The 21,297-nt window shown below is 45.8% G+C and carries 22 protein-coding genes and 1 pseudogene; 21 read left to right on the top strand and 2 right to left on the bottom strand.

Going from position 1 to position 21,297, the window contains the following annotated elements:
* The first annotated feature begins 77 nt into the window (after positions 1 to 77).
* The 15 genes and pseudogenes from H6H02_RS10020 to H6H02_RS27600 all read left to right on the top strand — a co-directional run bounded on the left by H6H02_RS10020 (position 78) and on the right by H6H02_RS27600 (position 11,488).
* Positions 78 to 617, top strand: a complete 540-nt coding sequence (locus H6H02_RS10020; RefSeq protein WP_190817151.1) for a DsbA family protein — start codon at positions 78 to 80, stop codon at positions 615 to 617.
* Positions 618 to 963: 346 nt separating this feature from the next.
* Complete coding sequence (locus H6H02_RS10015; protein WP_190817149.1) at positions 964 to 1,209, top strand: hypothetical protein; 246 nt, start codon at positions 964 to 966, stop codon at positions 1,207 to 1,209.
* Between the two features lie 54 nt (positions 1,210 to 1,263).
* Positions 1,264 to 1,701, top strand: coding sequence for a cupin domain-containing protein (locus H6H02_RS10010; RefSeq protein WP_190817147.1), 438 nt, complete (start codon positions 1,264 to 1,266; stop codon positions 1,699 to 1,701).
* A 125-nt stretch (positions 1,702 to 1,826) separates the two neighbouring features.
* Positions 1,827 to 2,576 carry an SDR family oxidoreductase gene (locus H6H02_RS10005; protein WP_190817145.1) on the top strand — a complete coding sequence of 250 codons (750 nt, stop codon included), beginning with the start codon at positions 1,827 to 1,829 and terminating at the stop codon, positions 2,574 to 2,576.
* Between the two features lie 48 nt (positions 2,577 to 2,624).
* Complete coding sequence (locus tag H6H02_RS10000; protein ID WP_190817143.1) at positions 2,625 to 3,014, top strand: DUF302 domain-containing protein; 390 nt, start codon at positions 2,625 to 2,627, stop codon at positions 3,012 to 3,014.
* Positions 3,015 to 3,088: 74 nt separating this feature from the next.
* Positions 3,089 to 3,739: an MOSC domain-containing protein gene (locus tag H6H02_RS09995; RefSeq protein WP_190817140.1), complete on the top strand. Its 651-nt coding sequence runs from the start codon at positions 3,089 to 3,091 to the stop codon at positions 3,737 to 3,739.
* 224 nt (positions 3,740 to 3,963) lie between these two features.
* Positions 3,964 to 6,327, top strand: coding sequence for an alpha/beta fold hydrolase (locus tag H6H02_RS09990; RefSeq protein WP_347342595.1), 2,364 nt, complete (start codon positions 3,964 to 3,966; stop codon positions 6,325 to 6,327).
* 165 nt (positions 6,328 to 6,492) lie between these two features.
* Entirely contained in the window at positions 6,493 to 7,488 is a 996-nt protein-coding gene (locus H6H02_RS09985) for an alpha/beta hydrolase (protein WP_190817136.1), read from the top strand.
* Positions 7,489 to 7,712: 224 nt separating this feature from the next.
* Positions 7,713 to 8,102: a DUF6130 family protein gene (locus H6H02_RS09980; protein WP_190690633.1), complete on the top strand. Its 390-nt coding sequence runs from the start codon at positions 7,713 to 7,715 to the stop codon at positions 8,100 to 8,102.
* Positions 8,103 to 8,324: 222 nt separating this feature from the next.
* Entirely contained in the window at positions 8,325 to 9,146 is an 822-nt protein-coding gene (locus H6H02_RS09975) for an alpha/beta hydrolase (RefSeq protein ID WP_190817134.1), read from the top strand.
* Positions 9,147 to 9,709: 563 nt separating this feature from the next.
* On the top strand, positions 9,710 to 10,087 hold the full coding sequence (locus H6H02_RS09970; protein WP_190817132.1) for a hypothetical protein: 378 nt from the start codon (positions 9,710 to 9,712) through the stop codon (positions 10,085 to 10,087).
* A 91-nt stretch (positions 10,088 to 10,178) separates the two neighbouring features.
* Positions 10,179 to 10,826: a cysteine hydrolase gene (locus tag H6H02_RS09965; RefSeq protein WP_190817130.1), complete on the top strand. Its 648-nt coding sequence runs from the start codon at positions 10,179 to 10,181 to the stop codon at positions 10,824 to 10,826.
* A gap of 12 nt (positions 10,827 to 10,838) precedes the next feature.
* Positions 10,839 to 11,009 (top strand): hypothetical protein, encoded by a 171-nt coding sequence (locus H6H02_RS09960; protein WP_190817128.1) that lies wholly within the window; start codon positions 10,839 to 10,841, stop codon positions 11,007 to 11,009.
* 131 nt (positions 11,010 to 11,140) lie between these two features.
* Positions 11,141 to 11,305: pseudogene (locus H6H02_RS09955) on the top strand (mercuric reductase); the annotation flags it as partial.
* A gap of 51 nt (positions 11,306 to 11,356) precedes the next feature.
* On the top strand, positions 11,357 to 11,488 hold the full coding sequence (locus H6H02_RS27600) for a hypothetical protein (RefSeq protein ID WP_277922540.1): 132 nt from the start codon (positions 11,357 to 11,359) through the stop codon (positions 11,486 to 11,488).
* Positions 11,489 to 11,554: 66 nt separating this feature from the next.
* Here H6H02_RS27600 and H6H02_RS09945 read toward each other — a convergent pair whose 3' ends face one another.
* Positions 11,555 to 13,408, bottom strand: a complete 1,854-nt coding sequence (locus H6H02_RS09945) for an AAA family ATPase (RefSeq protein WP_190817125.1) — start codon at positions 13,406 to 13,408, stop codon at positions 11,555 to 11,557.
* 305 nt (positions 13,409 to 13,713) lie between these two features.
* On the bottom strand, positions 13,714 to 13,959 hold the full coding sequence (locus H6H02_RS09940; RefSeq protein ID WP_190817123.1) for a helix-turn-helix domain-containing protein: 246 nt from the start codon (positions 13,957 to 13,959) through the stop codon (positions 13,714 to 13,716).
* 109 nt (positions 13,960 to 14,068) lie between these two features.
* On the opposite strand from H6H02_RS09940, the gene H6H02_RS09935 reads away from it, so the two are divergent.
* The 6 genes from H6H02_RS09935 to H6H02_RS09910 all read left to right on the top strand — a co-directional run bounded on the left by H6H02_RS09935 (position 14,069) and on the right by H6H02_RS09910 (position 20,939).
* A complete protein-coding gene (locus H6H02_RS09935; RefSeq protein ID WP_190817121.1) occupies positions 14,069 to 14,359 on the top strand; it encodes a hypothetical protein in 291 nt (96 codons plus the stop codon).
* Positions 14,360 to 14,372: 13 nt separating this feature from the next.
* Positions 14,373 to 14,648 (top strand): helix-turn-helix domain-containing protein, encoded by a 276-nt coding sequence (locus tag H6H02_RS09930; RefSeq protein ID WP_190817119.1) that lies wholly within the window; start codon positions 14,373 to 14,375, stop codon positions 14,646 to 14,648.
* Positions 14,649 to 14,751: 103 nt separating this feature from the next.
* Positions 14,752 to 16,062 (top strand): hypothetical protein, encoded by a 1,311-nt coding sequence (locus tag H6H02_RS09925; protein ID WP_190817117.1) that lies wholly within the window; start codon positions 14,752 to 14,754, stop codon positions 16,060 to 16,062.
* 243 nt (positions 16,063 to 16,305) lie between these two features.
* Entirely contained in the window at positions 16,306 to 17,148 is an 843-nt protein-coding gene (locus H6H02_RS09920; protein ID WP_190817115.1) for a TnsA endonuclease N-terminal domain-containing protein, read from the top strand.
* A complete protein-coding gene (locus tag H6H02_RS09915) occupies positions 17,145 to 19,331 on the top strand; it encodes a Mu transposase C-terminal domain-containing protein (RefSeq protein ID WP_190817113.1) in 2,187 nt (728 codons plus the stop codon). The genes H6H02_RS09920 and H6H02_RS09915 overlap by 4 nt, the downstream gene beginning before the upstream one ends.
* A 3-nt stretch (positions 19,332 to 19,334) precedes the next feature.
* Entirely contained in the window at positions 19,335 to 20,939 is a 1,605-nt protein-coding gene (locus tag H6H02_RS09910; RefSeq protein WP_190817111.1) for an ATP-binding protein, read from the top strand.
* Positions 20,940 to 21,297 lie beyond the last annotated feature (358 nt).

Raw genomic sequence — 21,297 nt, 5'->3', positions numbered from 1 at the left:
GATTTACCCAATTTTGAAAGATGTTTTATAGCAATCATCTGTCTCTACCTGCTGCACTCCTTTCCTAAGAGGTGCCAATGAGTCTCGGTGATGATTATAATCGGTTGCTTGTGCCAATTTCTGAACAAGATCATATTCAGGGATTGGTGAGCGCTTCAGTGGCACTCGTTGAATATGGTGACTATCAATGTCTTATTTGTGGCGAAGCTCACCAATTAATCAAGGCGCTCCAGCAACAGCTATACGACTTATGCTTTGTATTTCGCCACTTTCCACAGCCGCAAATACATCCTTATGCCCAACGTGCAGCTGAAGCGGCCCAAGCGGCAGCCGCCCAAGGTCAGTTTTGGCAAATGCATGACATTTTGTTCACCCATCAACAAGAGTTAGGAAACGATTATCTTGTGGAGTATGCCAATAATTTAGGACTTGATATCCCTCAATTTCTGCAAGATATATCCAGTCAAGTACATATCAATCGCATCAATCAAGACATCAAAAGTGGATTAAACAGTGGAGTAGCGGCTGCCCCAGCACTTTTTATTAATGAAATTTCCTATATCGGTCGCTGGAATATTGACCAGTTGATGGCAGCAATTGTCACTGTAATTAATTGATGTTCCTGGTCTTTAACCCTAACTAATGTCTCACTGAGGAGAGTTTTATGACATCCATTCTATTGCTGGTTAAAGATAGTTTTAAGTGCTATTCAGTTTTTAAATTAGAGTGATTTTTTGAGCGATTCAGATATATAGTCGCGCTTCAGGATGCTGAAATTGAACTTAACTTAAAACCTATCTTGGAAAGCTTGCCTGGTCTAAATTGACCGAACGTCAAAGAATAGGGATAGTTCATTCGGAATCAGGTGAAACACATTTGCACTGAGCTTGCACGATCAAACACTACGAGACCCGCTCTAGCAATGTGTTCTAAACCGTGAAGTTTAGATAGGGAGACAAACTAATGAACCGTAATTGGCAACACCTTTACTCCACTGCTATCGATAATCCTGAAAAGTTGCAAAGTCTGCCGCAACACCTCAACAGCTCCAGTTTGAATCATGTATTTACCCATATTGCACAAGAGGTTGCTCAGCGGCTTCACTCATCTCATGATTTTCCAGTTAATCGAGACAGCAATCCTGATGAGGCGATAGCGATTCAAGCGATCGCACATCGCACATTTGCAGCGATTGACCCCTCGGACTAATAAGGCTATTAAACATCAACTTTATACCTATCCACAAGAGAAAAGAGCAATCTTATGACACAATCTTTCTGGCTTTTAGGCAATCGTATCACCATCATTGCCGATCACACTACAACAGGTGGTCAGTACGATCTAATCGAGGGCTACAACCCTCCGGGTACACTAACGCCCCTCCATCGCCACACGCGCTATTCCGAACAACTCTACGTGCTGGAAGGGGAGCTTACGGTCTGGGCGGGTAAGAACAAGGCTGTGCTAACCCCTGGCGAAAGCTTTCTGATTTCTCCTGGCACTCCTCACGTCGTTGGCGTGCTCAGCGATAAACCAGCGCGTGCATTAGTCGTTGCTGCACCCAGCGGTTTTGCTCGGTTGATTGCAGCAACCGGGACGATAGATGAGACAGAACCAACAGACCTGGCGCTATTTGAACGCATTGCTGCTGAGATAGGTGACGAATTTCTGGGTGCGCCCGGAGATGTACCCCCCACATGAGGTGATGCGGGAAAACTTTTTAGCGCAGATCGTCAACATCAGGCTGCTCCTCATTGTTCTCGTGTTGAAAGCAACCCACCGCAAACTACTCTTTCACCCCTCAATAACCACAGGACTAACCCAAAATGAAAAAACTAGAAGGAAAAGTCGCTCTTGTCACCGGCGGTACCAGCGGCATCGGTCTTGCCACTGCTAAGCGCTTTGTCGCCGAAGGGGCATATGTCTTCATCACCGGTCGTCGCCAAACTGAACTTGATGCCGCCGTCAAAGCGATCGGTGAAAACATCACGGGTGTTCAGAGCGATGCCTCCAAGATGGAAGACCTCGATCGCCTGTTCGCCACGATTGAGCAAGAGAAAGGACACCTCGATGTGATCTTCGCCAATGCTGGTGGTGGAGAACTCGTTCCACTTGGAGCAATCACCGAAGAACACTTTGACAAAACGTTCAACACTAACGTCAAAGGTTTGCTGTTCACCGTGCAGAAGGCACTACCTCTGTTGCCAGAGGGCGCTTCCATCATTCTAAACGCCTCGACTACTACTACTATGGGTACCCCAGCCTTCAGCGTTTACAGTGCGACCAAAGCCGCTGTGCGCTCGTTTGCTCGCAATTGGACACTCGACCTCAAAGAGCGCCAGATCCGAGTTAATGCTATTAGCCCTGGTGTAGTTCCTACTCCCGGTTACAATCTCATGGGACTGAGTGATGAGCAGGTGCAGGATTTCGTAGCAACTGAAGCCAAAAATATCCCACTAGGACGAGTCGGCACACCGGATGAGATTGCCAAAGCCGTCGTCTTTCTCGCTGGTGACGACAGCAGCTTTGTCAACGGCATCGAGCTGTTTGTCGATGGCGGTATGGCACAGATTTAAAGTGCCCTAAAAATACCCATCACCAAAACCATAGAGGAGTTCGCTGCTATGAATGCAATTAACGGCATCATCAGTCAGCCCAGCCCATATTCAGTAACTGAAACCGTCGATTGCTTAGAAGCTATCCTTCAGGCAAAAGGCATCACTATTTTTGTCCGCATCGATCAACGAGCTGAAGCGAAAAAAGTTGGACTCAGCCTGCGTCCGACACAGTTATTGCTGTTTGGCAACCCTGAAGCCGGAACACCGCTGATGGTGACAGAACCGACGATCGCTCTGGATTTACCCCTGAAAATATTGGCGTGGGAAGCGGCTGACGGCAAGGTATGGCTGAGTTACAACGATCCTGATTACTTAAAACAGCGGTTCTCTCTCTCTGATGAGTTGGTCAAAAACATCGCGGTTATTGCACCTTTAGTCAATCAAGCACTCCGATAAGCAACTCATTCATTTTTTCGATATCCCATGTTGGCTGCCGTAATTGAATGCAATCCAAAACTTTGGAGCTAAAGATGAAACTCATCTCTCTCAACGTAGGACTTCCGCGTGAAGTGACCTGGAAAGGGAAAACAGTTACAACTGGAATTTTCAAAGAGCCAGTCAGCGAACGGGTGATGGTGCGATCGCTCAATTTAGACGGTGATAGGCAAGCCGATCTAAGCGTTCATGGAGGAGTAGACAAAGCAATCTATGTGTATCCCTTCGAGCATTATGATTACTGGCAAAGTGAATTGCCTGATACAGAGTTCCCGCCAGGTATCTTTGGCGAAAATTTCACGATCACTGGGCTGAAAGAAGAGGAAGTGAACATTGGCGATCGCTTTCACATCGGCACTGTAAAACTGATGGTGACACAACCTCGCCTACCCTGCTACAAACTTGGGATTCGGTTTGGACGACCGGATATGGTTAAACGATTTCTCGCGAGTCGTCGAACCGGATTTTACTTTCGCGTTTTGCAAGAGGGCGAAGTCGGAGCTGGAGACACTTTAGAGTTGGTGAGCCGGGATGACAACAATATCACTGTTGCCAATATCACTCAACTTTATGTTGGCAAAGAGGACAATCTAGAGTTACTTCACCGTGCTGCTCAACTGGAAGCTTTACCCGAAAGTTGGCGCGACTACTTCCAGGAGCAAGGTCGTCGTCAGGATGTGAGATAAATTAACCTGTCGTAAAACTTCACCAGTTGAAGAAGGTTCTCTCAGCATGGCTTCACGTCCATCAGCCACTACTTATAGGGCACTTTCCTGTAACGATTGAAATAACTGGATGGAGATAACCTGTAATTACTCTTTGAGTTAAGATTTAAACGCTTTAAAGCCGTCTCTAACTTGTCACTTAACTCAGCAAACTTCAGTGTTCTGAATCAAATGAATATTGAACAATGAGAACAACAGAACACCTGTTTCTCATACTTCTACAACGCATATATTCCATGACCACATATCGCACAGTCTCAATCGATGGTTTAGATATTTTCTATCGTGAAGCGGGTTCTCGCGACAACCCAACGATTCTGCTGTTGCATGGCTTCCCGACTTCCTCTCACATGTTCCGCAATCTCATACCTGCACTTGCGGATTCCTTCCATCTGGTTGCCCCTGATTACCCTGGCTTTGGCTATAGTTCCATGCCTACGGTGGATGAGTTTGATTACACATTCGATCGCCTTACCGAAGTAATGGCAGGCTTTATCGATGCGATCAGCTTGAAACGCTACAGTCTTTACTTGATGGACTATGGCGCTCCTATTGGCTATCGCCTTGCAACGCAGAATCCAGAGCGGGTAGAGTCGCTGATTGTGCAAAATGGCAATGCCTACGCGGAAGGGCTAGGTGATTTCTGGCAACCAATGCGAGCTTTTTGGCAGAACAAGACACCTGAGAATACCGAGCGGGTGCGTCAGGCTCTAGCTATCAAGGGCGCGAAATGGTATTACACCACTGGAGCGAGAAATTTAGAGTCCCTCAGTCCCGATACGTGGACTTTGGATGAAGCGCTTCTCGATCGCCCTGGTAACTCGGATATTCAACTGGCATTGAAGTACGACTATCAATCCAATTTGTTGCTGTATCTGCAATGGCAAGCCTACCTGCGTCAGTATCAACCCCCAACGTTAGTCGTGTGGGGCAAAAACGATCAGGGCTTTTTAGTCGAAGGAGCCTATGCCTACAAACGTGACTTGCAGAATCTTGAGTTTCATCTACTCGATACCGGACACTTTGCCCTGGAAGAAGATGGGGACGCGATCGCAGATCATATTCGCTGCTTTCTGACCACCCACGTTGTCGAGAACACCATGATCGACATGACAACAACGACCGATCCCGATTTTGCTGCCCGCGAGGCACTACGCCTGCTCGGTCCCGATCCCGAAAACTGGGTACCCGATCGCCCTGGCATCGATCACAATGTCACTATAATAGGTGGCAGCGGCAGCGGTAGCACCTTTGTATTTGCGCTACGCCGTGCTGGAATCGGTCGCGTGACGGAGATCGATGCAGCCGATGACGAGGCTCATGCAGGCGTATGGCTGACGCGAGCGCGGATGAAAACGCTCCGCACGCCGAAAAATCTGCCTGGTCCAGAACTAGGCATCCCAGAATTGTCCTTTCAAGCCTGGTACGAAGCTCGGCACGGTGCGGCAGCCTACGCGCAGATCGATCGCATTGGGCGAGTGGCTTGGGCTGAGTACCTCAGTTGGTATCGGCAATTCCTCGGTATCCAGGTTCGTTACCGGACGAAGTTGGTGCGGATTGAGCCAGATGCAGGTTTCTTCCGCCTACACCTTGAGGTAGACGGTGTCCCGCAGGTAGAAACTACGCGCAAAATTATCTTCGCCAATGGCGTGGCTGGCACTGGTGGTCCATACATACCTCCAGTACTGGCTGACTTACCACGCACGCTGTACGCACATACCGCCGATGCCATCGATTTTGAAGCACTGCGCGGTAAGACTGTGGCGGTGCTGGGTGCGGCGGCTTCAGCTTTCGATGCAGCAGGAGTGGCGTTGGAATCGGGAGCTAAGGCAGTACACCTGTTTGTACGGCGGTCAGAGCTTGCATCTCTGTCATTACTGCGGGTACGGGACTATCCTGGCGCTTATGACAATTATCCTCAACTACCCGATGCAGTTCGCTGGTTCCAGGCTTGGCGCTTTCATCAAGCAGGCACCGCACCACCACCGAACTCGATTAAGCGAGCGCTCGCCTTCCCGAACTTTCACATCCACCTATCTGCCCCTTGGAAATCGGCACGGAAAATGGGTGATCGCATTGCCATCCAGGTGAACGATGATGTTTTCGAGTTTGATTTTGCGATCGCTGGCACTGGTTACTTCGTTGACCCAACAAAGCGTCCCGAACTAGCCGACTTTGCCCAGCATATTGCCCTCTGGCGCGATCGCTACGAGCCACCAGAAGACCTGCGCGACGACAATTTGGGGATGCACCCTTACCTCGGTATCGCCCACGAATACCAAGAAAAAGTACCTGGCACTGCCCCTTATCTGAAAGACATTCACGTATTTAATCCTGCTGGTTTGGTCAGCTTCGGCTTGCCAGTCGGTGACATACCTAGCATCCGCCGCGACGTACCTGCAATAGTATCGTGCATCAGTCACGACTTGTTCTTTGAGGACTGGGCGCATCATGAGGCACGTATCACAGGTGATATTGCCCCCGATTTTGAGAACTCGCTCTATGCTGCTGCGGTGTGGAAACAACCGATCAAGGCAGCAACCCGCTAGGTTAACAACTTTTTCACCAGTAACAAATAGTTCTGGCTGGGAAACAATGTCAGTAGAAAGTGATTGCCATTCCACAACCACTACTGATCAAGCATCACTGTTAAATCAACTCACTTAACAGTGTCATTTCAACAGATTGTTTACTACTTATCAAAGGAGAATGTCATGGTTGCTCAAGTAAACTCGCCAGCCGCAAAAATTTTGGAAGTTGCAGATGATCCACGTCTTTCCAGAGAAGTGAAGGCATTTTTGAAAGTGCTGAATTCAGGAGGTGCGCCTCTAGAGACATTACCTCCACTCGAAGCGCGTCAAGTACTCGTGGATGCACAGGCTTCCGTTGCAGTAGACCTTTCAGGCATTGAAGAGTCTGAGAAGACAATTACTACTGACGGTTATTCAATTACGCTCAACATCGTGCGACCGGAAGGAGTCAAAGGCACATTGCCTGTTTTCATCTTTATTCATGGTGGTGGTTGGATTCTGGGTGATTACCCAACCCACAAGCGCATGGTACGTGATCTGGTTGTGCTTTCAGGGTTTGCGGGTGTCTTTGTCAACTACACTCGCACACCAGATGCTCAGTATCCGCAAGCGATCAATGAAATCTATGCTGCGACAAAATGGGTTGCCGAACATGGTGAGGAGATTGATGTGGATGGCAAAAATCTGGCAGTCGTCGGCAACAGTGTTGGCGGAAATATGACAGCAGTAACTGCTTTGCAGGCGAAAGAAAAAGGAGGACCACACATCAAGCTACAAATTATGATGTGGCCGATCGTAGACGCTAGTTTTGAAACGGATTCTTATCATCAATTTGGCGAGAAACGTTTCCTGACCACACCTTTGATGAAGTGGATGTATGACATGTACATCGCTGACCCAGAAAAACGCCAAGACATCTATGCCTCTCCCCTACAGGCGACGATTGAGCAACTGCAAGGATTGCCTCCGGCGTTAATTCAAGTTGCCGAAAGCGATATCTTGCGTGATGGTGGCGAAGCTTATGGACGCAAGCTGGATGAAGCCGGGGTAAAAGTGACAACTGTGCGTTACAACGGCATGATTCATGACTTTGGGCTGCTCAATGGTTTAGCCGAGGTTCCAGCAGTGCGTTCGCTTTTTGTCCAGGCTGCCGCTGAATTGAAGAAACATCTGCAATAGGATGCGATCGTTTCTTTTACCGCCAGTTGCAATGAATCCTCGTTCTTGTCGGTTTCAGAGATGACAGGCTTGAAACTACTCTGACTTATTCAATCCCCATTGTGTAAGTCAGAGATAGTTAATCTCTCGTCACGGCTGCAATTCACCCCTGCCTAATTCGGGCAAAGGATGAATCATCTCGAACATTGAACTTCATAAGGTCAATTCTCAAGTACCTGACAGCTATGGACAATCACATCCCAAGCGCCAAGGATATTGTCGGTCCATCCCCATTGATCGCGATTGAAAACGAAGCACCAGCGAAGCTGATTGTTGATCCACCACTTCCCGAACCGCTGTCACAGGGTCGCGTCTTTATCCAGTATCGAACCGAGAACCTGCGGATGTTGCCGGTGTTCGGTAAAGGTGCCCTTGATGTATCGCCACGCCTTGGTCATGTCCACATCACTGTTGACGACGCACCCTGGCACTTTGTTGACACCAGCGGCGAAACATTGATCCTGGTCGGACTGGAACCTGGTCCACACAAGGTGCTGATTGAACTAGCCGACCCTACACACAAAGTAATCACCAGCGAAACAGTGACGTTCACAATGCCCGATCTTAAGCGATGAGTCAGGTCTGTGAAATCAGGACTTACGCACTAACGCCACATATAGTAGGGGCGCATAGCTATACGCCCCTACTGATGGCGCTTTAAAGCTCAATTTGCGTAAGTCCTATGAAATGATGCGATCGACACTTCGCAGCGCTTCGTTATCGCAACCCACATCCGTCAATTTCTCACATCACGGTTGCAGCCTATACAACGAAATGAATTCAAAGGAAGTCACAACATGAATATGCTCACCTTCAGGAACGGCATTCGCCTGCTTCTGATTGTCATTCTCTTTTTAGGAACCATTACAATCACTTCTCTAGGAGCCATCATGAATACTGCCAGCGCACAAGCCAATAAGCCTACGATCGTGTTCGTCCACGGCGCATTCGCCGAGTCTTCCAGTTGGAACGGGGTATTGACCAAACTGATCACAAAAGGTTACCCGACGGTTGCTGTGGCTAATCCCCTACGTGGCGTCAAAAGCGATGCAGACTATGTTGCTAGCGTCCTTAAAGACATCAACGGTCCCATCGTGCTGGTTGCACATTCCTACGGAGGTTCGGTAACGACCAATGCGGTTAATGGTAACAACAATGTGAAAGCACTGGTCTACGTTGCTGGCTTTGCTCCTGAGGAAGGCGAGACTGCCGCCGAACTCTCAGGACGTTATCCGGGCAGCACGCTCACGCCGACCCTCGCGCCGCCGGTTGTCCTGCCCGATGGTGGCAAAGACCTGTATATTCAGCAGAGCAAGTTCCACGCCCAATTTGCTGCTGATGTGCCCGCTAACGACGCGCAACTGATGGCTAGTACCCAGCGTCCGATTATGGAAGCCGCGTTTAATGAAGCCTCCGGCACGCCTGCATGGAAGTCCACCCCGTCCTGGTTCATCTATGGCGATCGCGACTTGAACATTCCGGCGGCGGTGCATTCTTTCATGGCGAAGCGGGCCAACTCAAAGGAGACCGTTGTTGTAAATGGCGCGTCCCATGTCGTGATGATTTCCCATTCAGATGCCGTCGCCAAGCTCATCGAGCAAGCTGCAACTGCGCCATAGACGAAGTGTAAACGCATCGCGGATACATCGGAATCGCTGTGCTCTGCTGGTGGCAGGCGGAAGCAAAGACATGGGCAAAGGCTGAGTACAGAACAAGACTTGCAAATGCTGACAAGGAAAGGGGTTCCTGAGAATTACCACATTCCCCTCTTCTGAAAAAGTGTATCTTTCAATAACCGAAACCTGACCTTTTCAGCGAATTGGGCTAATCCGGGGAAGATGAACCACAGTGACTTCCCAGCGAACACTGAATACTGGTTTTATTTAAGACCATTGCAACGGATTAAAGCTGTGTACTACTTCACGACGACTTAAAGCTAGGCGCCGAAATATACGAATACGGAAAACTGTTTACGTTAAGCTGCTGCTGTTTAACAGGACGGATGGTATAGAGGGAATGATTTCAGAAGGTAAAGCCATAGCCACTTACTCTATCGCGGACAATTCTCAACAGTAATTTGAGTTTGAGTAAAGGCACCTTTCTCCTCAATTCGGAATTAATGTCGAAGCAATTCAATATGAACGATTTCAGTCTAATTAGTTTTACAACACTCTGGAGAACTATGAAAATACTACTGAAAATATCCGTGTTACTCATTGCTGTGCCAATCAGTGTCTTAGCTAATTTTTCCTTAAGAGTGTCTGCTGATTCTACTGCTGGCATCATCCTGAGTACGAAATGCCGGGGTGGCTACAACATTAATATTTGGCAGAATCATACTTCTGGTAAACTGCTCTATCGCGCGACCAGTCCCAACGGTAATTTAAGTTTAGACGGAGGAACTAGCCAAGCGACAGAAGGTGTTCGAGTCTATAAATTCCGGAATGGAAATTATCAATATTGGGTGTGGGATGGCACGTTAGATAACCCGCAGTCTGGAACTTTAGAGGTGTATAAAAACAACCGTATCTTGATGCAGCGAACTTGTAGGAAAAATTAAATCCTCTAGCGCGTGTTAAGCACTTTTTTAAAACCTAGTTCGTTAGTGCCAGAAAAAAGATAACCGTGAACATCAACAAGCGAAGAGAGACATGAACATTAATAACAATGACACCGCAGTAGTTGTTATCGATCCGCAAAACGATGTCTTGAGCGAAACAGGGGTTTCCTGGGACTTGGTAGGTGATAGTGTCAAGGATAACAAAACTGTCGAGAACATTGAGCGCATCTTTAAAGCCGCGAAGCAGAATGAATTTGAAGTTTTCATCTCCCCCCACTATTACTACCCTACCGACTATGGCTGGAAATTTGCCGGAACCGTGGAGCAAATGATGCTTAAATCTAGGGAGTTTGATCGCAGGGGTGCGTTGAGCCTCGACGGTTTCTTGGGTTCGGGTGCTGACTGGCTTGAGCGCTACAAGCCCTTTATCGAAGATGGCAAGACAATCGTGGTCAGTCCCCACAAAGCTTACGGACCGCAGAGCAATGACCTCGTTTTACAACTGCGTAAGCGCAACATCAGCAAGGTCATTCTGCTCGGAATGCTGGCAAATATTTGTGTTGAAGCTCACCTACGCGACTTGATCGAACAGGGATTTGAGGTACTCGTTGTCAAAGATGCAACGGCTGCGCCCCAACATCCGGAACTGGGCGATGGCTACAAGGCAGCACTGATTAATTTCGGGTATATCGCCAACGCCGTTTTGTCTACGGACGAGGTTGTAGCAGCAATGGCATAACGCCTATCAACGATGCTAATTGCAGAGGCAGTTGCACTTGCAGCTCAGAAAAATTCAAGTAGAAATGGTGTTTGTCTAATTGGTTTTATCACATATCCAACAGGCAACCAGTTACCCATGCCATTAGTTTTTAAGTTAATCATGCAGGCAAGAAAAGCCATTTTAGAGATTTCAACAATCTAGCAAAAATCATGAATACACAGGTGATCGCAATGATAGTTTTTACATAGAAAAAAAGTTCAAAGATTTTTGCTGTTAGCTCTGCTGTGAAGTAATCCCGATCGTCGAATAAAGTAACGCCAAACGCAAAGGAGATGGAAATGGATACCCAATACTACGACGACATGATTATCGGCGGCGGTAAAGCCGGTAAAACACTGGCACCAGCGCTGGTTGCGGACGGACGGAAAACCGCTCTGGTGGAACGTAGTTTAAACATGATTGGTGGCTCGTGCCCTAATATTGCCTGCATTCCCAGTTAGCTCAACAATACATAGACACCAGCGCCGAACAACAGCAACTCAATGTCAATGAAAACACCTGCTGGCGCATTTGCTGGTTCCCAATCACGGCAAAATATTCAAAAGCTTCATGTACGCGCCTATCTACCGGATTGGGAGGAACGAGAGCAGCGGTTACAGGGGGGTATTGGTAAGGGGTGAGCTGTAAGTCAAAAATAAGTATATAGTCTAATGTCTCGGAAGCCTCATTTGTGGCTTTGTTTTCAGTCAACTGTAAAAGTATTCTTGGAGTTTATCCATAATTTCTTGCACATCATCTGGCAACTGATGGAGCGTTGCGGCAAGTTTAGGAGGAGTTAAAGTAAGACCATAGGTTTGCTGGCACCATGTTCTTAATCGTTTTAGAACCTCTTTGCCAGGGCAGTTCCTTATTTGCCAGTTTTCATCATTCCACTTCTGCTCAAACCATTCCTCTCCTTTACGTTCTTTAGTTGAGGAATCTAGAGAACTATCAAGCATCTTCTCACGATATTTTGGTACAAGTTGACACTTAACAGTACTGCGAATTTCAGGGCTGTCTAGTATGCTATTGACTTCAGCTTTGATTTCCTCAACAGTTGGGTAGCTAATGCTTTTTCCTGTGTACTTCTTCCTTTCTTCAACTAAATCTGCTGCTGCTTGTGCTATCACCTCATAGTCAAGTAAGTAATTTTCTATTTCCTTACATTTCAGATGTAGGAGCAATGTATTAGAACCACCAACATCTTTTATAGAAGAATTATTAATCAAAAGCTCATAGTCGTTATCGACTATACAGGCAATTTTTACATCTATCCTAAATGCTTCAAATAGGATTTTTTGGAAAGCATCTAAATATTTACTATCACCCTTTCCATCGGGAAGTTCAGCAATGATAACAGAGCTATCCGCAAATGGGTTAATCCGCGTAGAATCTTCCCGAAAAAAATAACTTGCAAATTTAGAAAGTACAGTATGGTTAGTTCCTCCCTCAACAAACAGAATCTTGTTTGCACCATAGTTACGAATGGCATCAGCTTTTGTCACAGCGCCAAGATCTGCAAGAAACTGACCAACTCCGTTACAAGTACGACTTTCTTGCTTAGTCCGGTCAATCCACGTCAAATACTCAACTGGGATTTCAGCAATGAAATCGGGTGCATGGCTTGTTACGAAAACCTGCACATTTTTCTCGACAGAATGATCGAGAAGCATCTGTGCAACTTGGTGCTGTAAGGTACTATGAAGGTGAGCATCTGGCTCATCCAATAAGAGACATCTCGACTTTGAAAAGTGCAGAATAACAGCCAAGCTTGAAATAGTGCGAAGTCCGCCACCACTTACACTAATATCAAAATTAGTTTCATCTTCCTCAAACTCAATCAAAACCTGTGGCGGACTCTGGTGTGTTAGTTGAGGCAGCTTTAACACAGTATCCGGCAAGTATTTCTGCACAATTTCAACAACACGATCAGAGTTCCTATTATCACCGTCATTGCATAGCCAATATAAGTATGAGCGCCAGCACTCTGCTATCAATCCCTTATCAAGTTTCTGCCTTAACTCAGGGTGATGGATAAATTGCTCAATTGGAGGGAGGCTTGCAGTTGGGGGAACAAATGTGGGAGAAAACAGAAAAAAATCTTCTACAATTTTTTGATTGACAGGTTCTTGTATTTTATTTCTAATTATTTCTTCATTTTTTAATATGTCTAAATTATAATTTTCTCGTTCAGTAATTTCTATTTTTATTTCAAAATTACCAGATAGTTTCAGTGTGATTTTACATGGAGTAGATGTTTTTTTATTAAGCCATAAAGCATCAGGATCACCCGAAAGTTGGCGCTCAATAATCCCGGAGGACTTGAATCTATCATTAGACGACCAGTGAGGAGCAATAAAGTCTGGTCTTTGGATATCAGGGTTTGCATACCCTCCAAATACAAATTTGCAAACATCATGAACAAGCTGTATAGCCTGAAGAATACTTGTTTTTCCACTACTATTCATGCCAACTAACGTAGTGAATTGAGAGCATTTCAGTTTAAAATTTTTAAACCCTTTGAACGAAACTAAATGTAATTCTTCAATAAAAATAGTCATATTGATATAGCAGTAAATGACTGTATTTCTGTTTTACATGAGCTAGAGGTAAAGAGGGAGACCAGACTACAAACTTTGCTAAAATTTGCGCTTTATTAATAAACTGAAGGCTGACCAGTAAATAACTGATGAGCCTTCAGCCCTCAATCAGGGATGCTTGAATATGACCTGAGAGAGTGTAGAGCCAGCCGTCTTACTGGTTCTTATGTTTGGTTGGGTCAACCAGTTTATACCGCTGGTTTGATCCTGTGCTTGGGAATTAGCTTGCACCCAAGCACCTAAATAATCAAGAGCGGCTCTCTGGGTCATTCATCTGCTTCAATGCCGTAATTCGTAAACAGAGCAGAAACAGTTATATCCAGCGCTTTGACCAACTTTTCCATAGTCTCTAGCGAAGGGTTCAGTTCCCCTCTCTCAATATTGGAAATATAGGTACGGTGAAGCTCAGCCCGTTCGGCTAGCTCCTCTTGAGATAAATCCAGTTCTCGCCGTCTGCGTCTTATTGCTTTTCCAAAGCGCTGTTTGATACTTAGTCCATAATTTTGACTCACTTCACAATCGTCAGAGAGTAAAGTGAGTGAGTCTACAGCTTATAAATAACATTTTGTGATATATAAATAACATCAGTGATTTAGCTTCACGCAACATCTGGAAACTACTATGTCTCACCCGGCACCTCAGATACCACCCTTCGCCGTACCAGAGTACATTCCCCAAATCCTACCTCAGCAACAGTTTCAGCTCGGTGATTCAGTACGCTGGCGTCAAGTTCCTCATCCGGACTTTGGTCGCATCCTCGGCGTTATCTACACCCACTCTTCCAGTTGTATTGCTACTGGACTGCATTACCTGGTTTTACTCGATGAGCAAAGTCCTTCCCGGCATATCACCAGCTACGACTTCGCTTTTGAGCAAGACATCGAACGGCTCAATCAGTCATCTGTAGTTTGAATCAGAGGTCATTATGTCTTCTCAACAGACACGTCAACAAGTTCTAGAGCTGCACAATCAGATGTTTATCTCCCCCCAAGACTTCAGCTACCGTTGGGGATTAGGGTATGAACAATTGGCTCACATCTGCTGCCTTTCCAAATCCACCACTTACCACTGGCTCGGTGGACAAGCTAGCCGTCGAGAAGCGGGTCTTCCGTACCAACGAATCATGGCGATGGCTGATTTTCTCCTCACCAATGCCGAACGAGTTCAGCCACTTTTGGAACGCTGGCGCACAAGGCAGTAATCCGACAAATGGTTATGGCTTTGCAAATTGACAAAACTTTCTTGACCGTCTGAAAAACCAGGGAGTACGGTGCAGTCAGTGTAATCTAGACACCGATTGTTTTATGACCTTTTTCTCCACCCGTAACGGCAATCTACCTTCCTCCACTATCGAGATTATTGGCGACCATATTGTGATTCGCGACTTAGAAATCCGTCACCCAGAGGCAGCTAACTACTTGAGACAATTGCCTGAGTCCCAACAAGAATCTACTCTCCTGAGTTGTGTGGAAATGGGTTTTGCCTGCATCCAAGTCGCTCATGCCCGTCAGGATACAGCCTTTGTTGAGCAACGGATGCAAACCCTACTTTCTGAATTCCAAACAGCCGTAAGCCGCATTGTCCAGTCTTTTGAGGAGGAGTTGGTCAGTCAAATCGGTACGGAAAATGGTCAAGTTTTGGCACCGCTCAAAGGACAAATTAATCAAACCGCAGCAGTGCTTACCGCTCAAGTGGATGGCGTCCGAACTCTGCTAGCACGGGATATTGACCCGCATAAGGAAACTTCCGTTATTGGCAGCGTTCTCAAAACCCTCACCAACCTTCTCAACCCCAAATTATCAGATTCCATCCAGGGATCGTTTAAGGCAGCACTAGCAAATGTTACAGCAGACAACGGAACTCTAGCCAAAGCTGTAAAGAGTGTGGTCAGTGAAGCAGTAAAGCCCTTAGCGTCGGAAGTAGACAAACTCCGCCAGGAAATTCGAGACAAACAGGTAACGCAAGCAGCACTTGAGCAAACAACAGCTAAGGGTGCTGCCTATGAAGACTTGGTGCTGGTGAAACTCCAAGACTGGTCGAAGATTTGTGGCGCTGAGATTCACCACGTCGCCAAGGAAAATGAGCCAGGTGACATCCTCATCAAGCTCACTCCCAACTCAGTAGCGGCAACTGAGATTTCTATCGTTATTGAAGCTAGAAATCGACCCTCCCAACCGTGGGGTCGTCATCTGATTTCCAAACGCCTAACCAAGGCAATGGCTAAGTATGAAGCGAATGCAGGAATTTTCCTGAGTCATTCTCGCGAAGGCTTGGCGCAGGAGATTGGCGAATGGACACAAGGAACCTGTGAATACGGATTATGGATTGCAACTACTCATGAGTTACTCAGTGTTGCCCTTCAGTTTCTCATCGTGCGGCAGCAATTAGTAAACCAACAGGCTCTTAACTCGAAGCTAGACTGTAGTGCGATTGAAGCTCAGATGCAACGAATTCAATCCTCTCTAGATTACATTGCCAAAATTAATACTCACTTAACGTACTTACAAGAGAACACCGACGGCATTCGAGCCAAAGCCAAGGCAATGAAAGTTGAAATTTTGAGTGCGTTGACCTCAGCCAGTCAAGCTCTAAATATTGTCTCAGGTGAAACGTAATTATTTTTTTAGGATAGGAGCTGGCAAAAGATTAAAAACTGAAACAAATTAAAAAGTGGTTCAAAGAAAGTTATGTATGAAGTATGTAGTTAATTAGCTATATTGCATACATTATTCACGATGGTGACGTGCTAGTATCCAGCACATCTTGAAACTCTGCTTAGCCTACCTAAAAAATGCACGAACAGCCTGGTTTGAGAAACAACTTTGTGAGTACCAGCATTCATAACAAGGAGTAGCTGAATGGCTAAACGCAAGAGACAAACAACCCAGGCTGTCATTGAAAAACGGATTGAAGAAGGTCGCGGTCAAGGTAGAGGTTTCAATTACAAGCCTTGGCTAACGGTGCAAGATGTCAGCTCAATGGGTACGTGCAAGCGTATTAAAGGGTTGACAACGGGAAGAAGACACGAGCTTTTGAGCCAGCATGAGGTTCGTTATTTCTATATTCTCGACTGGTCACCAATTGTTGAGGACATCCAAGAACAGTATCCTCTACTACCTTTGTCAGAGACCTTAGAAATTGCCGAAAAACTTTGCATCCGTCATCCTACTGATCCAAAGACACAAGAACCTATCGTCATGACGACGGATTTCTACATCGCCATCCGCCAAGGCATGGGAGTTTTTTATCAAGCTCGCACAGTTAAACCTTCAGACCAACTGGAAAACGAACGGACTATAAAAAAGTTTGAGATTGAACGCCAATATTGGCTCAAAAGAAACATCAGTTGGGGGATAGTGACTGAACACGAAATTCCCCCAGTCCTTGCCAAAAACATCGATTGGATAAGCAAGCGCTTTGATGAAGATAAACTTACTCTGTCAGAGCGCGAGATTCTTGAGGCTAAAAAATTATTAATTCAGTGGATTGCTCAAAGGGATGAGCCGCTTACGGAAATCACTGCTGATTGTGATGACAAACTTGGTTTAGAACCAGGTGACAGCCTCTCGGTAGTTCGGCATATGCTGGCTAGACGCGAATTGCTGATTGACCTGAATCAACCCATCAATCCTAGAAAAAAGCTCGTACTTTTGAAAGCTCCATCCGCAGACGTTATCAACCAAAGGGATAAAGTTGGATGAACCTTTTAGTCAACCAGCTACTCTGCTGGCAAAGTGACAACGAAGCAGATACTCAAATTGACCGCATATTGTGGATCGATTTCTCTGGCACCGATGTAGTAACCATCGACATCTACGATCCTTATGCTCAACCCATACTCCAGAAGCATGAGCATATGATGGCAGCAATTGCTGCTAATAGAGCCAGCATCCTGCAAGAAGATCCCTACGCCAAAATTCTTCGCTATTACGTTGCACTAAATGAGGAGCAACGCCAGCGCGTAGATAAGGCTTGGTCTGCTATTTTCCTAATCGTAACCCAAGAAGAGTCGTTGTTCGATCCTGTTAAGCGGAGCCAGTTGATCAAGGAGGCAGTTAAACAGACAGGAAGAACAGAACCAACTATTCGCAAGGACTTACGACGGTATTGGCAACGAGGTCAGACAAAAAATGCCATCATACCTGACTTTAATAAGTGCGGTGAGAAAGGTAAGGAGAAGCGAAGTGATGGTTGCAAAAGAGGTCGCAAGAGCTTCCTTGCTCAAGCCAGAAATGAGGAGCTTGGAGTTAATGTTGATGCCGAGATAGAGAAGAAATTTCGTAAAGGTATCCGGTTATTCTACGAAACCCCGCAAAAAAGACCCTTAACCAAGGCTTTTCAACTTACCCTCGAAAAGTTCTTTCCCATCGGATATAGAGAACTTGCCGATGGTTCCAAGGAGCCTATTTTGCCACCAGCAGAAAAATTACCTAGCTTGAGGCAGTTTCAGTACTGGTATGAGAAAAGCTCTGATATCACTCGCCAACTCATTACTCGTAAAGGCGAACGTCGATATAACTTAAGTCATCGGGCTATCGTGGGAAACTCAACTCAGATGGCTTTTGGACCTGGGTCACTCTTTCAAATCGACGCAACGATCGCTGATGTTTATCTAGTAAGTTCGCTAAGCCGACGCTGGATTATCGGTAGACCTACACTCTATCTGGTTATCGATGTGTTCAGCCGTATGATTGTTGGGTTTGTCGTCACCCTCGAACCTTCAAGCTGGCTAGGTGCAATGTTAGCCCTGGAAAATGCTACAGCAGATAAGGTTGAATTTTGCAAAAAGTTTGATTTGGAAATTACAGAAGCTGAGTGGCCTAGCCATCATCTTCCTGAAGCTATCCTGGCAGATCGAGGTGAATTTGAAGGATATAACGCAAATAACCTGGTGGACTCTCTCGGTGTAGATGTCGATAATACGCCTCCTTACCGGGCAGACATGAAAGGTATTGTAGAGCAGAGCTTTAATCAGTTAAATAACGAAGCCATTCATTGGCTCCCAGGTTCTGTCAAGAAACTTCCTGAACGAGGAGAAAGAGACTATCGGCTTGATGGGGTTCTGACTCTGTATGAATTTCGGCAGTTGATGATTCTTGCCATTCTGGATCACAACAGCGAAAAACGTTTGAACAAATACCCGATGGATGAATTCATGATCCAAGATGAACTCGAACCTTACCCAGTTGATCTCTGGCAGTGGGGAGCCGAGAATCGAGTCGGTTCGCTTCATTGGCAACCACCTGAAAATATCCGTCTGAACCTCCTCCCAACAGCAGAAGCTTCTGTAACCCGTGAAGGCTGTATCTACTTCAAGAAGTTGCACTACACCTGTGAATTAGCTGTACGTCAACAGTGGTTTGTTAAGGCAAAAAGCAAAAGGAGTTGGAAAATTACTGTTGCCTATGACCCACGCCTTGTTGACTACATCTACATACGTCTTGATAGCGGCAAAGACATGGAAGTTTGTCGTTTACTTGAAGTCGATCAACGCTTCCAGGGTTGCGACTTTCGTGAAGTAGAAGACTACTACAGACGGCAAGAGGTAAACAAGCAGGCTTCCAAGACACGCAGACAGCAGTCTAAAGCAAAACATAATGCTCAAGCGAACAAAATCCTTGATCAGGCAACTGAGGAGGCGAAAAAGACTGATGATGGTCAAAGCAAGCAGTCTCGTATCAAAAATATCCGCCAAAACCGTAACGAAGAACGTAGTCACGAGCGGAAGACTGAAGCTTGGGATTTAACACCAGACAAGCTTCCCGACCAACTAGCGCAAGTGATTCCCATGCCAACCATTGCTCAACCTGACAAAGATGATGAGGAGTATGTAGCGCCTCATCGACCTTTTGACAAATTGCGTCAACACGTCAGAGGAGATTGAACAATGACATTCAGTAAAAAATTGATAAAGCCACCGCTCTTAGTCTTTAGAGGAACTCAAGAACAAGCGACTTACCATGATGAAATTTCTATCTATCAAGGAAATCCACTCATTGAAGCGCTACCTGAAATTAAAACCGAAGATGACATCATTAAAGAGCTGGCGTTCTACCCTGAATTCTTGAAAGAGGAGCGTAATTTACCCGCTCACCAGCGCTTACATCTAATTCAAAATGTACTCGAACTTTTCATCGTTCTTTCCCCTCACCTCGACTTGGAGCAGCGTTTCTCGCGAATGCTGCGTTCGGGATATATCGCTCGCAACCCGGTAAGTCGTGGGTTTTGGAAAAATATAAATAAGAAGGTAGAGACTTTACGCTCCGGTAGCACAGGTAACAGGCGTCGGCGGTCAACAGCTACAGGTTTTACGATTCTTGGTATCAGTGGAGTCGGCAAGTCTACAACTATACAAGCAATCCTAGACCTCTATCCCCAAGTCATCTATCACAATCGCTACCAAAACCAAAATTATACTAACACGCAGCTAGTATGGCTCATTCTGGAATGTCCCGCTGATGGCTCAATTAAAGGTCTATGTCTCAACTTCTTTCAAGCTGTTGATGACATTTTAGGAACGTCATATTACCAAAATTATGCTAACAATGGTCGCAAGACAGTCAATGAATTGATGCCCTACGTGGCTCTTGCTGCTTCAAATGTCCATCTTGGAGTACTGGTGATCGATGAAATCCAAAGATTGACTAAATTAAATGTCGGTGGTTACGAAAAAATTCTCGACTTCTTCGTTCAACTGATTAATACTATCGGTCTTCCTGTAGTTCTAGTAGGAACTTACAAAGCTTGGTCGGTTTTAGGGAGTGAATTTCGTCAAATCCGTCGAGGTACGGGGCAGGGAGATTTTATCTGGGATCGAATGAATGAGGATGAAGACTGGGACATATTCACTCATGCACTTTGGCCATATCAGTATATACGTAACCCTTGTGAATGGACTCCTGAGTTGAGTCATGCTCTCTACTACGAATGTCAAGGAATTACTGACTTGGCAATCAAAGTTTTCATGTTGGCGCAGGCACGAGCTATTTCGACAGGTAAGGAAAAACTGACAGTAGGAATCTTCAAGTCAGTGGCTAAGGATTGTCTACGCACGGCGAGGGAAGTTCTAGATGCCCTGAAAGCAGGAAACACAGAGAAGCTTAGAAACTGTGAAGATGTCCGTCCAATTAATATTGGCGAATTCATAGAAGAAGAGCAGCATCAACTATTAGTAGATGATTCACCCACTCCTTCCTCAGAACCTATTGAAGGCCTAGTTAATCACAAAATAGAGCAACCGGAGCAAGTCCAACAGCAAAACTCTGATTTGTTTAAAAAAGAGTCGATAGCAGGTCAGACAAAGGTTTTCAATGATTCTCCGAGTAAGACTAGAAAGCATTCAAATAAACATCCCAAAAAATCAGAAGGGGAAAAAAGCTTGATTAATATTCTTTCAGATGGAAAACAATGTAGCATTACCCCTTATGAAGCTCTCCTAGAGGCTGGTTACATTCAACCCATCACTGAATACTTTTTGGAGATTATAGCCTAATGATTTCATGTTTCCCTGACCCTTATCCAGATGAACTGCTCTACAGTATTTGTGCCCGATACGCTGACCGAATGCAGTACCCATCAAAGGGGTTTCTGAGTAAAGAACTGTTTGGAAATACTATGACTGCAAGAATAGAGCTACCAGGGTACCTGAATGATTTAGTTACGGCTCTACCACCAGGAGGTTACTACACAGTTGACCGCTTGATTGATAACCATACACTGCTACCTTTTTACCCACATTCCGCAGGTTTCAAACCAGTAGGTAGTATTTCTGGCAAGCCGCCCCCAGGAAGCGGAGAATGCGCTGCCGTTCTTCGGTCAAATTGACCACTTGATGGAGGTGGTGCATCTCT

It is taken from the genome of Coleofasciculus sp. FACHB-1120, assembly GCF_014698845.1.
Classification (GTDB): Bacteria; Cyanobacteriota; Cyanobacteriia; order Cyanobacteriales; family FACHB-T130; genus FACHB-T130.
Note: the sequence above shows the minus strand (reverse complement) of the source record. Positions and strands in the feature narration are given on the sequence as shown.